The organism is Pseudomonas plecoglossicida NBRC 103162 = DSM 15088, from assembly GCF_000730665.1.
Taxonomy (GTDB): domain Bacteria; phylum Pseudomonadota; class Gammaproteobacteria; order Pseudomonadales; family Pseudomonadaceae; genus Aquipseudomonas; species Aquipseudomonas plecoglossicida.
In genome coordinates this window covers 198,685-212,071 of the sequence record NZ_BBIV01000005.1, presented here as the reverse complement: position 1 = coordinate 212,071, position 13,387 = coordinate 198,685, and the positions used below count along the sequence as shown (strand labels likewise).

General features: G+C 64.4%; 15 protein-coding genes. 9 read left to right on the top strand and 6 right to left on the bottom strand.

Going from position 1 to position 13,387, the window contains the following annotated elements; all coding sequences use genetic code 11:
- The first annotated feature begins 15 nt into the window (after positions 1-15).
- Together PPL01S_RS03945 and bamJ are read left to right on the top strand one after the other, a co-directional pair.
- Positions 16-321, top strand: a complete 306-nt coding sequence (locus PPL01S_RS03945; RefSeq protein ID WP_016392854.1) for a DUF6482 family protein — start codon at positions 16-18, stop codon at positions 319-321.
- Between the two features lie 85 nt (positions 322-406).
- The gene (gene bamJ / locus PPL01S_RS03940) at positions 407-1,024 is read left to right on the top strand and encodes a BamJ family beta-barrel-assembly machinery protein (protein WP_016392853.1); all 618 of its coding nucleotides are present in this window, start codon (positions 407-409) and stop codon (positions 1,022-1,024) included.
- A 91-nt stretch (positions 1,025-1,115) separates the two neighbouring features.
- Here the strand turns inward: bamJ and PPL01S_RS03935 are convergent, their stop codons facing one another.
- The 3 genes from PPL01S_RS03935 to PPL01S_RS03925 all read right to left on the bottom strand — a co-directional run bounded on the left by PPL01S_RS03935 (position 1,116) and on the right by PPL01S_RS03925 (position 2,933).
- Entirely contained in the window at positions 1,116-1,361 is a 246-nt protein-coding gene (locus PPL01S_RS03935; protein WP_016392852.1) for a PA4570 family protein, read from the bottom strand.
- A gap of 83 nt (positions 1,362-1,444) precedes the next feature.
- The gene (locus tag PPL01S_RS03930; protein WP_016392851.1) at positions 1,445-1,786 is read right to left on the bottom strand and encodes a zinc ribbon domain-containing protein YjdM; all 342 of its coding nucleotides are present in this window, start codon (positions 1,784-1,786) and stop codon (positions 1,445-1,447) included.
- 178 nt (positions 1,787-1,964) lie between these two features.
- Positions 1,965-2,933: a polyprenyl synthetase family protein gene (locus tag PPL01S_RS03925; protein ID WP_016392850.1), complete on the bottom strand. Its 969-nt coding sequence runs from the start codon at positions 2,931-2,933 to the stop codon at positions 1,965-1,967.
- Between the two features lie 245 nt (positions 2,934-3,178).
- Here PPL01S_RS03925 and rplU point away from each other — a divergent pair, with 245 nt between their 5' ends.
- The 5 genes from rplU (at position 3,179) to PPL01S_RS03900 (ending at position 6,869) form a co-directional block, all read left to right on the top strand.
- Positions 3,179-3,493: a 50S ribosomal protein L21 gene (rplU, locus tag PPL01S_RS03920; RefSeq protein ID WP_008092021.1), complete on the top strand. Its 315-nt coding sequence runs from the start codon at positions 3,179-3,181 to the stop codon at positions 3,491-3,493.
- Positions 3,494-3,531: 38 nt separating this feature from the next.
- Positions 3,532-3,789, top strand: coding sequence for a 50S ribosomal protein L27 (rpmA, locus tag PPL01S_RS03915; RefSeq protein ID WP_003247464.1), 258 nt, complete (start codon positions 3,532-3,534; stop codon positions 3,787-3,789).
- A gap of 189 nt (positions 3,790-3,978) precedes the next feature.
- The gene (gene cgtA, locus PPL01S_RS03910; RefSeq protein WP_016392849.1) at positions 3,979-5,205 is read left to right on the top strand and encodes an Obg family GTPase CgtA; all 1,227 of its coding nucleotides are present in this window, start codon (positions 3,979-3,981) and stop codon (positions 5,203-5,205) included.
- Positions 5,206-5,292: 87 nt separating this feature from the next.
- Entirely contained in the window at positions 5,293-6,411 is a 1,119-nt protein-coding gene (gene proB / locus PPL01S_RS03905) for a glutamate 5-kinase (protein WP_016392848.1), read from the top strand.
- Positions 6,408-6,869: a CreA family protein gene (locus PPL01S_RS03900; RefSeq protein WP_016392847.1), complete on the top strand. Its 462-nt coding sequence runs from the start codon at positions 6,408-6,410 to the stop codon at positions 6,867-6,869. The genes proB and PPL01S_RS03900 overlap by 4 nt, the downstream gene beginning before the upstream one ends.
- A gap of 139 nt (positions 6,870-7,008) precedes the next feature.
- On the opposite strand, the gene mksF is transcribed toward PPL01S_RS03900, so the two are convergent.
- From mksF to mksB, 3 genes are read right to left on the bottom strand one after another with little or no spacing between them, the layout of a single operon-like run.
- Positions 7,009-9,840 carry an Mks condensin complex protein MksF gene (gene mksF / locus PPL01S_RS03895; protein ID WP_016392846.1) on the bottom strand — a complete coding sequence of 944 codons (2,832 nt, stop codon included), beginning with the start codon at positions 9,838-9,840 and terminating at the stop codon, positions 7,009-7,011.
- Positions 9,837-10,544, bottom strand: coding sequence for an Mks condensin complex protein MksE (gene mksE / locus PPL01S_RS03890; RefSeq protein WP_016392845.1), 708 nt, complete (start codon positions 10,542-10,544; stop codon positions 9,837-9,839). Before mksE ends, mksF begins: the two co-directional genes overlap by 4 nt.
- Complete coding sequence (gene mksB, locus PPL01S_RS03885) at positions 10,534-11,811, bottom strand: Mks condensin complex protein MksB (RefSeq protein ID WP_016392844.1); 1,278 nt, start codon at positions 11,809-11,811, stop codon at positions 10,534-10,536. The genes mksE and mksB overlap by 11 nt, the downstream gene beginning before the upstream one ends.
- Positions 11,812-12,063: 252 nt before the next feature.
- Between mksB and PPL01S_RS03880 the strand changes: the two genes are divergently transcribed.
- Together PPL01S_RS03880 and rimI are read left to right on the top strand one after the other, a co-directional pair.
- A complete protein-coding gene (locus tag PPL01S_RS03880; RefSeq protein ID WP_016392843.1) occupies positions 12,064-12,852 on the top strand; it encodes a hypothetical protein in 789 nt (262 codons plus the stop codon).
- The gene (gene rimI, locus PPL01S_RS03875) at positions 12,849-13,304 is read left to right on the top strand and encodes a ribosomal protein S18-alanine N-acetyltransferase (RefSeq protein ID WP_008095185.1); all 456 of its coding nucleotides are present in this window, start codon (positions 12,849-12,851) and stop codon (positions 13,302-13,304) included. Before PPL01S_RS03880 ends, rimI begins: the two co-directional genes overlap by 4 nt.
- Positions 13,305-13,387 lie beyond the last annotated feature (83 nt).

Below are 13,387 nucleotides of genomic sequence, written 5' to 3'. Positions count from 1 at the left end.
CAGCGAGGTGCTCCCATGAACCTGCATCAGCTCAACACCGAGGCCAGGGCTGGCCATGTCGACGAAGTCAATCTGATCGCCATCGAAGGCGGTGACTATCTGCTCGAGGCCCGGGTCAAGGGCCGCGCCCATCCCTTGGCCGATACCCGTGGCGAGCGCTTGCGGGTGCGTTCGGTGGAAGATGCGCGCAAGGTTCTGCAAACCATCCCGATGGTCTCGATGAACCTGGTGCACTGGTCCGTGCAGGATGAAATGTGCGGTATGGGCGCCCATCCGGAAGAAGACCTCAAGGTGCCGATTTCCCAGCGTTCGGCCTGGTAGCTGCTCGCAGCTCCCCAGTGTGCTAGGCTGCTCGCCCTTTTCATCAAGGGCGCGGCAGCACTGCGCCCTGCAGTGGAGCACGACAATGTCCGAACTCAACCTGTCCACCGACGAAACCCGCGTCAGCTACGGCATCGGCCGTCAGCTGGGCGGCCAACTGCGCGACAACCCGCCACCGGGCGTAAGCCTGGAAGCCATCCTGGCCGGCCTGACCGACGCCTTCAACGGCGCCGACAGCCGCGTCAGCGAAGCCGACCTGTCGGCCAGCTTCAAGGTCATCCGTGAAGTGATGCAGGCCGAAGCCGCTGCCAAGGCAGAAGCTGCTGCTTCCGCCGGCAAGGAATTCCTGGTCGAGAACGCCAAGCGTGATGGCATCACCACCCTGGCGTCGGGCCTGCAGTTCGAAGTGCTGACCGCAGGTGACGGCGCCAAGCCGAGCCGCGAGAGCAACGTGCGCACCCACTACCACGGCACCCTGATCGACGGCACTGTGTTCGACAGCTCCTACGATCGCGGCCAGCCAGCCGAATTCCCGGTCGGTGGCGTGATCGCCGGCTGGACCGAAGCACTGCAGCTGATGAACGCTGGCAGCAAATGGCGCCTGTACGTGCCGAGCGAGCTGGCCTACGGCGCCCAGGGCGTTGGCAGCATCCCGCCGCACAGCGTGCTGGTGTTCGACGTCGAGCTGCTCGACGTTCTGTAAGACCGCAATCGCCGGCAAGCCGGCTCCCACAAGGTTCTGTGCAAGCTGCACGGTCCCTGTGGGAGCCGGCTTGCCGGCGCTGTGTCCTGCCTCAATTCCAGTCTGTTCCCCCAGGGCGCAACGCCCGTGCATAGCAGAACAGAAACAGGTTCCTCACCAATTCCTTGAGCACCATCGGCTCGCTCGAATTGAGCCCTTCAAGGTCCAGGTCTCCCTGGTCGCGCAGTTCATCCAGCGCTTCTTCCTCGAGCACCGCGCACACTTCACCGGTTTCCCGGTGCAGGATGCGCAGATAAGGGTGGGGGCGGTCCAGCCAGGCGTCGATCAGATAAGTCATGGCTATTCTCCTTGGATAGCGGTCCCAATGAGAATAATTCTTATTATCAGAATAGCAAGCGCCAATTGGCGGATTTTGTGCAATCAGACCTTGCGCACGAATTCCGACTTCAGCTTCATGGCGCCGATGCCGTCGATCTTGCAGTCGATGTCGTGGTCGCCGTCGCACAGGCGGATGTTCTTGACCTTGGTGCCGACCTTGACCACCAGGGACGAACCCTTGACCTTGAGGTCCTTGATCACGGTGACGGTGTCACCGTCCTGTAGCACGTTGCCGACCGAATCCTTCTTCACCACGTCGTCGCCTGCAGCCTCGGCTTCGCCGTTGGCCGACCACTCGTGGGCGCATTCGGGGCAGATCAGCTGAGTGCCATCCTCATAGGTGTATTCGGAGTTGCATTTGGGGCAGGGTGGCAGAGTGCTCACTTCGGTTCCTTAAGCAGACAGGCGGTAAAGGCCCATATTGTATAAGGTTTTCTCCTGGAAGTGTTTTCGTCTGCACAAAAGCATCGCGGGCAAGCCCGCTCCTGCATGGATCGCGCATGCCCGAGGGCGATGTTGATCCTGTAGGAGCGGGCTTGCCCGCGATGAAGGCGACGCGATCTCAGTGCGTACGCGCGACGGCAAACTCGCTCAGCTCGACCAGCGCATCCCGGTATTCGCTGGCCGGCAGCACTTCCAGGCAGGCGATGGCACGCTTGACGTAATCACGCGCCAACTCGGCGGTGTACTTCAGCGAACCCGAGGCCTTGACCGCTTCACGAATCGGCTCCAGGTCTTCCAGGCCACCCTTCTGGATTGCCTGGCGTACCAGCGCAGCCTGTTCCGGCGTACCTTCGCGCATGGTGTAGATCAGCGGCAGGGTCGGCTTGCCTTCGGCCAGGTCGTCGCCAACGTTCTTGCCCAGGGCCTCGGCATCGCCTTCGTAGTCGAGCAGGTCATCGACCAGCTGGAAGGCTACGCCCAGGTGGTCGCCAAAGGTACGCAGGGCTTCGCGCTGCTCCTCGGTGGCTTCGGCCAGGGCCGCTGCGCTGTGGGTCGAGGCCTCGAACAGCATCGCGGTCTTGCCGCGAATGACCTCCATGTAGACCTCTTCGGTGGTGCTGGCGTCGCGTACCCGCGACAGCTGCAGTACTTCGCCCTCGGCGATCACGCGGGTGGCCTTGGAGAGGATCTGCATGACCGGCATCGAGCCCAGCTCGACCATCATTTCGAACGAGCGCGAATAAAGGAAGTCGCCCACCAGCACGCTCGGCGCGTTGCCCCACAGGGCATTGGCGGTGGAGCGGCCACGGCGCATGCCGGACATGTCGACCACGTCGTCGTGCAGCAGGGTGGCGGTGTGCAGGAACTCGATGGTCGCGGCCAGCAGGCGCAGGTCGTCGCCCTCGCGGCCCAGGGCCTTGCCGCACAGCAGCACCAGCAGGGGACGCAAGCGCTTGCCGCCGGCCGACGTGATATAGTCGCCGATCTTCGATACCAGCGGCACGCGCGAGGTCAGCTGCTTCTTGATGATCTCGTCGACGGCGCTGAAATCATCAGCTACCGCGCGGTAGAAGGTTTGGGGTTGCATCGGCTGCTCCAGTGAGGTTGCGCGGCATGCTAGGTCGCAGGTCCCGGTGTGTCAAGGCGCGCTGCCCGTGGCCCGGGGGCGGCACTTGCAAGCAAAAGCCGGGTTGCGTACAATCGCGCACCCTAACTTCCTGGGCAGCACCTGCCTTACGCAATTGCACAGGGCCGTTCCAGCCCCATGCAGCCATGCCAGCCAATACTCATCATATAAAGCGCTGGGTGAGCAGGATTATCGGAGAAATACCCATGTCTTACGCAGTAATCGTTACCGGCGGCAAGCAGTACAAAGTCGCTGAAGGTGAATTCCTCAAGATCGAGAAACTGGAAATCGCCACTGGCGAATCCGTGACCTTCGATCGCGTTCTGCTGGTTGCCAACGGTGAAGAAGTCACCATCGGCGCACCAGTCGTCGCCGGCGCTAAAGTGGTTGCCGAAGTCGTTTCGCAAGGCCGTCACGACAAGGTTCGCATCATCAAGTTCCGTCGTCGTAAGCACCACATGAAGCGTATGGGCCACCGCCAGTGGTTCACCGAGATCAAAATCACCGGTATCCAGGCTTAATTTCCTAGATCCCCTGAATTTATTTGGAGAATTGAACCATGGCTCACAAGAAGGCTGGTGGTAGTACTCGTAACGGTCGCGACTCAGAATCTAAACGCCTTGGCGTGAAGATGTATGGCGGCCAGGTTATCAAGCCGGGCAACATCATCGTCCGTCAGCGCGGCACCGAATTCCACGCTGGCTACGGTGTTGGCATGGGCAAGGATCACACCTTGTTCGCCAAGATCGAAGGCGTGATCAAGTTCGAGAAGAAAGGCGAGTTCATGCGCCGTTACGTGAGCATCGTCGCCGCTTAATCGCGACGTCGCTCCAGAAGCCCCGTCATGCGACGGGGCTTTTTCGTTTGTGGTGAGCCTCTTGCAAAGCTGTTTGTATGGGCTGCCGGCGTGGGTTTCTACGGTCGTACGGGGCCGCCGCGCTCATTTTTGCAAGAGCCTCAGGTTTTCAGGTATTCAACTCGCCGATTGGCGAGAGGCGGTTTTTGAATGAAGTTTGTTGACGAAGTATCCATTCGGGTCAAGGCCGGTGACGGCGGTAACGGTTGCATGAGCTTCCGCCGCGAGAAGTTCATCGAGAACGGTGGCCCCAACGGCGGTGACGGCGGTGATGGCGGTTCGGTGTACATGGTCGCCGACGAAAACCTCAACACCCTGGTCGACTATCGCTACACCCGTCACCACGAGGCCCAGCGCGGCTCCAACGGCGGCAGCACCGACTGCACCGGCAAGAAGGGCGAGGACCTGTTCCTGCGCGTGCCGGTCGGCACCACCGTGATCGACGCCTCGACCCAGGAAGTGATCGGCGACCTGGTCACCCCAGGGCAGAAGCTGATGGTCGCCCAGGGCGGCTGGCACGGCCTGGGCAACACCCGTTTCAAGTCGAGCACCAACCGTGCCCCGCGCCAGACCACCCCAGGCAAGCCGGGTGATCAGCGCGACCTGAAAATGGAGCTGAAGGTTCTGGCCGACGTTGGCCTGCTGGGCCTGCCGAATGCCGGCAAGAGCACCTTCATCCGTTCCGTCTCGGCCGCCAAGCCGAAGGTGGCCGACTACCCGTTCACCACCCTGGTGCCGAACCTGGGCGTGGTCAGTGTCGACCGCTGGAAGAGCTTCGTCATCGCCGACATCCCCGGCCTGATCGAAGGTGCCTCCGACGGTGCCGGCCTGGGTATCCGCTTCCTCAAGCACCTGGCGCGTACCCGCGTGCTGTTGCACCTGGTCGACCTGGCGCCGCTGGATGGCAGCAGCCCGGCCGATGCCGCCGAGGTGATCATCAACGAGCTGACCCGCTTCAGCCCGTCGCTGACCGACCGTGAGCGCTGGCTGGTGCTGAACAAGGCCGACATGCTGATGGACGACGAGCGCGACGAGCGCGTCAAGGAAGTGGTCGAGCGCCTGCAGTGGGAAGGCCCGGTCTACGTGATCTCGGCCATCGCCAAGCAGGGCACCGAGCAGCTCAGCCACGACCTGATGCGCTACATCGAAGACCGCGCCGACCGCCTGGCCAACGACCCGGCCTACGCCGAAGAACTGGCCGAGCTCGACCAGCGCATCGAAGACGAGGCCCGCGCCCAGCTTCAGGCCCTGGACGATGCCCGCACCTTGCGCCGCACCGGCGTCAAGAGCGTCCACGACATCGGCGACGACGATGCCTGGGACGATGATTTCGAGGACGACGAAGACGGCCCGGAAATCATTTACGTGCGCGACTGATCGGTTGCAGTACACTGAACGCCGCTCTTTGGAGCGGCGTTTTTGTATCTACGGTATCTACAGATTCGACATAGGTTGGAAGACAAGATGCGAAGCAAGGTGACTGGCGCCAAGCGCTGGGTCGTGAAGATCGGTAGTGCGCTGCTCACGGCGGATGGCAAGGGCCTCGACCGCGGCGCCATGGCCGTGTGGGTCGAGCAGATGGTCGCGCTGCGTGAGGCAGGCGTGGAGTTGGTACTGGTCTCCTCCGGGGCCGTGGCTGCCGGCATGAGCCAGCTGGGCTGGACCTCGCGACCGAGTGCGATGAACGAGCTGCAGGCTGCCGCCTCGATCGGCCAGATGCGCCTGGTGCAAGCCTGGGAGTCGAGCTTCGGCGAGCACGGCAAGCATACTGCGCAGATCCTCCTGACCCACGACGACCTGTCCGACCGCAAGCGTTACCTGAACGCCCGCAGTACCCTGCGTACCCTGGTCGACCTTGGCGTGGTACCGGTGATCAACGAGAACGACACCGTGGTCACCGATGAAATCCGCTTCGGTGACAACGACACCCTGGCCGCGCTGGTGGCCAACCTGGTCGAAGCCGACCTGTTGGTGATCCTCACCGACCGCGACGGTATGTTCGACGCCGACCCGCGCAACAACCCCGAAGCGCAGCTGATCTACGAGGCCCGTGCCGACGACCCGTCGCTCGATGCGGTGGCCGGCGGTACCGGCGGCGCGCTGGGCCGTGGCGGCATGCAGACCAAGCTGCGTGCGGCGCGCCTGGCGGCACGCTCGGGCGCGCATACCATCATCATCGGTGGCCGCATCGAGCGCGTGCTCGACCGCCTCAAGAGCGGCGAGCGCCTGGGCACGCTGCTGTCGCCCGAGCGCGGCATGCTGGCGGCGCGCAAGCAGTGGCTGGCAGGCCACCTGCAGACCCGCGGTACGCTGGTGCTCGACGCCGGCGCCGTGCAGGCGCTGCGTGAGGCCAACAAGAGCCTGTTGCCGGTGGGTGTGAAGACCGTGCAGGGCAGCTTCCGCCGCGGCGAGATGGTGGTCTGCGTCGGCCCCGATGGCCTGGAAGTGGCCCGTGGCCTGGCCAACTACAGCGCGCTGGAAGCGCAGAAGATCATCGGTCAGCCGTCCGATGCCATCGAGTCCGTGCTTGGCTACAGCGCAGAGCCCGAACTGGTGCACCGCGACAATCTGGTGCTGGTATGAGCGTGCTGAAGCGGGCGCTGGCGGTGATCGCGCTGGCCGTGCCGATGGTCGCCGGGGCCGAGGAAATCGGCCAGGTGTCCACCGTGTTCAAGTTCGTCGGGCCGAATGACCGCATCGTCGTCGAGGCGTTCGACGATCCCAAGGTCGAAGGTGTGACCTGCTACCTGTCGCGCGCCAAGACCGGCGGTGTGAAAGGTGGGCTGGGGCTGGCGGAAGACCGGGCAGAGGCGTCGATCGCCTGCCGTCAGGTCGGGCCGATCAACTTCAAGGGGGAGTTGAAAGATGGCGAGGAGGTGTTCAAGGAGCGCACCTCGCTGGTGTTCAAGACCATGCAGGTGGTGCGCTTCCTGGACAAGAAACGCAATACGCTGGTGTACCTGGTGTATAGCGACCGCATGATCGAGGGCAGCCCGCAGAATGCGGTGACCGCAATACCTATCCTGCCTTGGGCGCATTGATCTAGCGGGGAGGCCCTTGGCCTCCAATCGCTGGCAAGCCAGCTCCTACAGGGATCTCCACAGCCTTCAAGAGCACTAGAGATCCTCGTGGGAGCCGGCTTGCCGGCGATTGGGCCGCAAAGCGGCCCCGTGCACCGAATCAGGCCAGTTCCTCGGCCTCATCCTCGCGCACGATCGCCTTCACCTCATCCAGCCGGCTGATGTACTTCCAGTCCGCCTCGTCGATGTAGATGCCATTCGGCCCGCTGCCACCTTCCAGATCGATCGCCACCCGCGCCGACACCTGCGGCTTCACGCTCGCCAGAATCGGCACGAAGCCCAGCTGCAGGCTGGTCTCCAGCAGCGCCGCCTGGTTCCGTTCGTCGATGTCGGCCGCCTCGTCGAGGTAGTACGGCAGGCGAATGCGCCCGGCCAGGTCACGGTCCATCAGGTGCAGCAACAGGTACATGTTGGTCAGCGCCTTGATGGTCATGGTGGTGCCGTTGGACGCCGCGCCGTCGATGTCGGCGTGGATCACCGGCTGGCCATTGATCTTGGTGATCTCGAAGGCCAGTTCGAACAGGTCCTTGAGGCCCAGCTGGTTGTGGTTGGCCGCCACCAGCCGTGCCAGGTATTCCTTGGCCTCTTCGTTCTTGTGGTCCTGCTCGGCACTTTGCGTCAGGTCGAACACCGACAGGGTCTCGCCTTCCTCGTACTGGCCGGCGCTGTGGATGATCTGGTCGATGTGCTTGAGCGCTTCCTTGTTCGGCGCCAGCACCACGCGGAAGCTCTCCAGGTTCGATACCTGGCGCTTGTTGATCTCGCGGTTGAACAGGGCCAGCTGGTGTTCGAGGCTGTCGTAGTCGCTGCGGATGTTGCGCAAGGTCCGGGCGATGTCGGTGACGGCCGCGCGGCGCGCCTTGGCCAGGGTCAGGGCTTCGTCGGTGCGGTGCGCATAAGCGTTCACCAGCAGTTGCAGGCGACGCTCCATGTCGTCTTCGCTGTCGAACTTGGCCACGCCCTTGAGGCGTACCTGGGCGTACAGCGCCTCGATCTGGTTGTCGACGCGCTGCAGGCCTTGCCAGCTGTCCTGGTAGTCATTGAGCAGCGGCAGCAGGTTGTCCATGGAGTCGTCGACCGCTTCCATGAACGGCGTGCCGAACGGCAGGTCGGCCGGCAGCAGCTGGCGACGGCGCAGGGCGTCTTCCAGGGTGCGCTGCTTGGACTCCAGGTCGCCGATCTGGCGGCCGACCAGCTGCAGCTTGGCAGACAGCTGCTGGACGCGCTCGGTGAAGGCATCGCTGGAGCGCTTGAGCTCATCCTGGGCGGCTTCCAGCTGCGCCAGTTGCTCCAGCTTCTCGGGTTCTTCGGCAGCCAGGGTTTCGCTGCGGCGGAAATCTTCCAGCGCCTTCTGGGCATCCAGTACCTGCTGGTACAGCGCTTCGGTCTGCGCCTTGGAGGCGGTGCGGTCGGCAGCCACCGATTGCTGGGTCTTGAGCTGCTTGAGCTCGCGCTCCAGGCGGTCCTTCTGGTCGCGCAGCGCTGCACGATCGGCCAGGGCCTGCAGGGCGGGCGGGTCGATGTGCGAGAGGTCGATGGAAATGCCCGGGGCCTCGAAGCGCTCGCCCTTGAAGCTGTCGAGCACCGCTTCCAGGGATTTCACCCACAGGTCGCTGTCGTCCAGCTCGATGCCGCGCTCGCCCAATGGCAGGCTGAACAGCGCGCCGTTGAACAGGCGCATCAGGCGGTCGACGTCGCCCTGCGAGAACTCTTCGCGCAGGCGTGCGTAGCTGTTGTTGTCGGCGTGGTCGAGCTGCTGCTTGACCTGCTTCAGGCGTTTTTCCAGGTCGCGCACGCGCTCGTCGAGGTCTTCGGCAGAGAACTGGCGCGACTGGGCCAGGGCACCGGCCAGCTCGTCGTGGGCGTCCTTGGCCGCCAGCAGCTGCTGCTCCAGGACCTTGACGTCATCGACCAGGGCGAAGCGGTGCTTGAGCACCGACAGCTCGCCCAGCCAGCGCTGGATACCGGTGATCTCGCGCTCCAGGCGCATCAGCTCCTGGGTGCCGCCGCGCTGGTCGTTCTGCAGGCGGTCCTGCTCGCCACGGTAGTGCTCGGCCTGGATGACCAGTTCTTCCTTGCGCGCCATGGCGTATTCCTGCCAGGTGCCCAGCAGGTTGTCGAGCAGCGGCGAAAGGCGGTGCAGCTTGCCGCGCAGGGTGTCGCGCTGGGTCACGCCACCGGCCAGGGCCTCGACCAGGGGGCCGGCAGCGACCAGGGCGTTGTAGTCCTGTTCCATGCGGCGCACGTCGCGGAAGGCTTCTTCGCAGGCGGCGATGTAGTCGACGCTGCCCGAACGCAGGCTGTGCTCGAACGCGTCGAGAAACAGCTGCTTGAGTTTGGCCGCGGTGATTTCGCGCATGTGCAGCAGGTTGATGAACAGTGCGCGGAAGGTTTTCAGGCTCTGCTCGCTGGTCGAGCGCAGCGGGATCATGGTCAGGTCCAGCGGCACCGAAGTGTGGCCACCGACCAGCAGCCGACGCAGTTCGTCGGGCTTGAGTTCATAGGCCTTCAGGCCCAGGCGCTCGAGGTTGGTGAACAGCTCTTTCTGGCGCAGGCAGGTGTCGTTCTTCTGGTAGTGGGCCAGGTCCAGCTCGCCTTTGTAGGCGAAGAACTGGTGACCGAAACCACCTCCCGGGCCGCGGCCGACCACGCCGATCACGTGCGGGCCGTGGGGCAGGTTCAGTTCGCAGAGGATGTACGAGGTGTCGCTGGCGAAGTAGAAGCGGCGCGACTGCTCCAGGCTGTACTTGCCGAAGCTCATGTCGGACATGCGCGCCAGGATCGGGAACTGCAGGGCGTTGATCGAGGCCGACTTGCCCAGGTTGTTGGCGCCGTAGACCGACAGCGGGTGTTCCAGGGGGAACAGGCCAAGGCTGTAGCCGGCGGTGTTGAGCAGTGCGAAGCGGCGGATGCCGTAGCGTTCCTGGCTCATGCGTCAATCTCCTGTTGCTCTTCGCGGATGGCCCGGGCCAGGGCCTCTTCTTCGCTTTCCTCGGCCTCGAACGGGGTCAGGTCGAGCGGGTCGTCGGTGCGCGCCAGTTCTTCCGGGGTCTCTTCCTCGACCAGTACCGGGGTCGGCAGCGGCAAATCGCTGTGCAGGCTGGCGGCCAGGTCGCGGTCCTGCTGCACCGACAGGCACACGTCGAGGAAGCGGTGCATCGGCGGCAGGAAACGGTAGATGCCACCTTCTTCATGGGCAAAGCCCAGCTGGGTCATGCGGCGCATGATCTTTTCTTCCAGCTCGTCGACGGTCTGCACCTCGGCCTGCAGGAACAGGTCGCGGTACTTGTCCAGCAGCGAGGGCAGCTCGTCGCGGCCGATGCTGCCGCCATCGAGCACGGCCATCGGGTCGCGGCCCTGGTCGGCCAGGTGCTCGACCAGGATGAAGGTGAACAGCGACAGGCGCTGGGCCGTCTTGTTGACCTGCGCGGCGGCCTGGTCGGGGACGAAGTAGTAGAAGCCACGGGTATCGCAGACCAGCTCGAAGCCCAGGGCCTTGAACAGCGTGCGGTACTGGTCCTGGAAATTCGACAGCTGGGCGTACATTTCCGGGTCGCGGCGGCTGACATGGAAGCCTTTGAACAGCTCGCGGAAGATCGGCGCGAGCTGGGACAGTTCGGAGAGATCAAGATGCATTGGCTGGGCTCGCGTGGGTTTCAGGTTGCGCTTCGCGGCTGGACGACAGGGCGAACGAGCGCAGGCTGACCAAGTGTTCCTGGGTGGTGTAGTCGCGCCGTTCCAGGCGTTCGCGCGTGAAGCGCTTCTCCCGCGACAGGCGCGAGAACCAGTACAGCAGTTCGTCGGTGGCGCCTTCGGGCTCCTGCTCCAGCAGCCAGACCATCAGGTCGGGCAGCGGCAGGGCGTCCTGGCAGCGTTCGAGCATTTCCTTGACCGTGCGCGGTGCGCGCGGCAGCGGGCCACTCTGGGTCTTGTGGGCCTTGGGGAACTTGGCCGGTTTCGGTTCGAAGCGGGCCAGAGCGTAGACATACGCCTCGACCTGGCTGGCGCTGCCGAGGAAGGTGCTCTGCGGACGGGTGAACAACGGCATGGCGGCTTGCGGCACGGCGTCGATGCCCTTGCGCCGGATCACCGACAGGGCCAGCGCCGCACCACGGGTCACGGCGTTGTGCCGGCGCGCTTCTTCGCGCAGCGGCAGCAGCAGCTCGCGGGCATGGCGCAGGGTCAGCTGGGCGCTGGTCTGCATTTCCAGGATCCGCGCGTGGGTACGCAACAGCATGTCATCGTCGACCAGATGACCGAGGCGCGCCTGTTCGCCGAGCAGCTTGAGCAGCACGGTCTCGACCTTGCGCACGCCCTGTTCGAAGGCGCCGTCGGCGTTGACCAGCTGGATCATCGGCTCGACGTACTCGTCCCAGGTCGCCAGTACTTCGGCATAACGCTGGCGCAGCGGGATCTGGCGGTTGCTGGTCTTGGCCCGTTCGGCCACGGCGACCAGCGCCTGCTCGTCGTTGTCGAGCTTCTTCAGGACATCGCGCACGCGCATGTCGAGCAGGCGCAGCTGGCGCGCCAGGTCGTCGCTGTCACGGTTGTCGAAGGCGTCCTGGATATGCCCCGCGAGGCGTTCCAGGTGGCGCAGGTAGGCCTCGATCTCCAGGCACAGGCCCAGGCGGTGCTCGCGGCGCAGGTAGGCGAGGAAGTCGTGGATCTGGGCATTGAGCTCGAAACGGTTCGGGCTCTTGGCCACCGGAACCAGGATGTCCAGGCGGATCCACACGTCGAGCAGCTGGGTGATGTCCTGCGGCGTGCTTTCCACCTGCTGGCGGCCCAGTTGCTGGCGCAGTTCGACCAGGCTCAGGGTGCCTTGGTCGAAGCGCTCGCACAGCGGCTCGATCAGGGCCCAGTGTTCGGCTAGGGCGCGCAGGACGCGCTTGGGTTCGATCATTGGCGTCTACTCGTTGCCAAGTAAAAAGGGGGCGATTGTACTGCATCCGGGGGGGAGGATTTCACCCCTTGGTCTGTAATGAGGGATTACCCCTGATTTTGCTGGGGAATTCTCTGGCCTCTGTACCTGTGGGAGCCGGCTTGCCGGCGATGAGGCCCGTGTGGACAACAACTTTCTGCCGACCAGTTGCGGCGCTCCTTGGCCAACAGCGTTAGAATGCCCGACTGATTATTCCCCCCCGGAAACCGTGCCTTGCTGACCGAGCCCCGCCGCCGCGCCTACCTTTCCGCCATGCAAGTGGTGCATTGGCTGCCGCGCGCCGAACTGCCGTTCGCCGCACCTTCGCGCCCCGAGCTGCTGTTGCCGCAAGCGCCGGTCGACGAGGTCGACTTCGAGGCCAGGCCAGCCGCACCGGCTGCCAACCAGGCGCCAGTCGCCCCCCAAGCGCGCTCCGGCGAACGTCCGAAAATCGAGATTCCGCGCCCGGCCAGCACGCCCAAGCCCGCAGCCAAGCCGGTCGAGGCCGAGCAGGAGGCCCCGGCGCCACGTCCGGCACGGGTGCCGCCGCCGCGCTTCTCGCTGCAGCTGCTGCGTGCCGGCAGCTGCCTGCTGCTGGTGGAGCTGGCCACCGGGCAGCCGTTCCAGAGCCGCGACCCGTCCTACCTGCTGCTCAAGGACATGCTGCGCGCAGCCGGCTTGCCCGACGCGCCGCAGATCATCGGCGAGCCAGTGCGCTGGCCGCTGCTGGTGCGCGGCAACATGGACCAGGGGCCCGACGCGGCACGTGATTTCGTCCAGGGCTTCATCCAGGCGCGCCTGGAAGAAGCACCCTGCACCTGTCTGTGGCTGATCGGCCTGCCGGCCCTGCGCTTCGCTGCCGGTGCCGAAGAACACACCTATTACCAAGTACTGCAGCTCGACGGCCTGGGCGATGCCTGGGCCTTGCCGGGCCTTGAACTGTTGATGGACGAGCCGCAGCGCAAGGCGGACGTCTGGCAAGCGATGCGCCAGCTGATGGCGCGCTGGAAGAGCGTTGAATGAGTGAATCGATCAGTTTCCGCCCGATGACCGAGGCGGATCTGGATGCCGTGCTTAAGATCGAATATGCCGCGTTCAGCCACCCCTGGACCCGCGGCATCTTCCAGGATGCGCTCAAGTCCTACGAAGTGTGGCTGATGTTCGATGGCCAGCAGCAGGTTGGCCATGGCGTGATCAACGTGATCATCGACGAAGCGCACTTGCTCAATATCACCGTCAAACCCGAGAACCAGGGCTGCGGCCTGGGCTTGCGCCTGCTCGAGCACCTGATGGCGCGGGCCTATCAGCTCAATGGGCGGGAGTGCTTCCTCGAAGTGCGGGCCAGCAACCAGTCGGCCTACCGTTTGTACGAGCGCTACGGGTTCAACGAGATCGGGCGCCGGCGTGATTACTATCCGGTTGCCGGGGGGCGCGAGGATGCGCTGGTGATGGCTTGTACTTTGCTCGAAGACTGACTTGAATTGCCTGTGCTGGCCTTATCGCCGGCAAGCCGGCTCCCACAGGGGGGAGGCGTTGGCTCATGAGGCAGGGGGCAGGG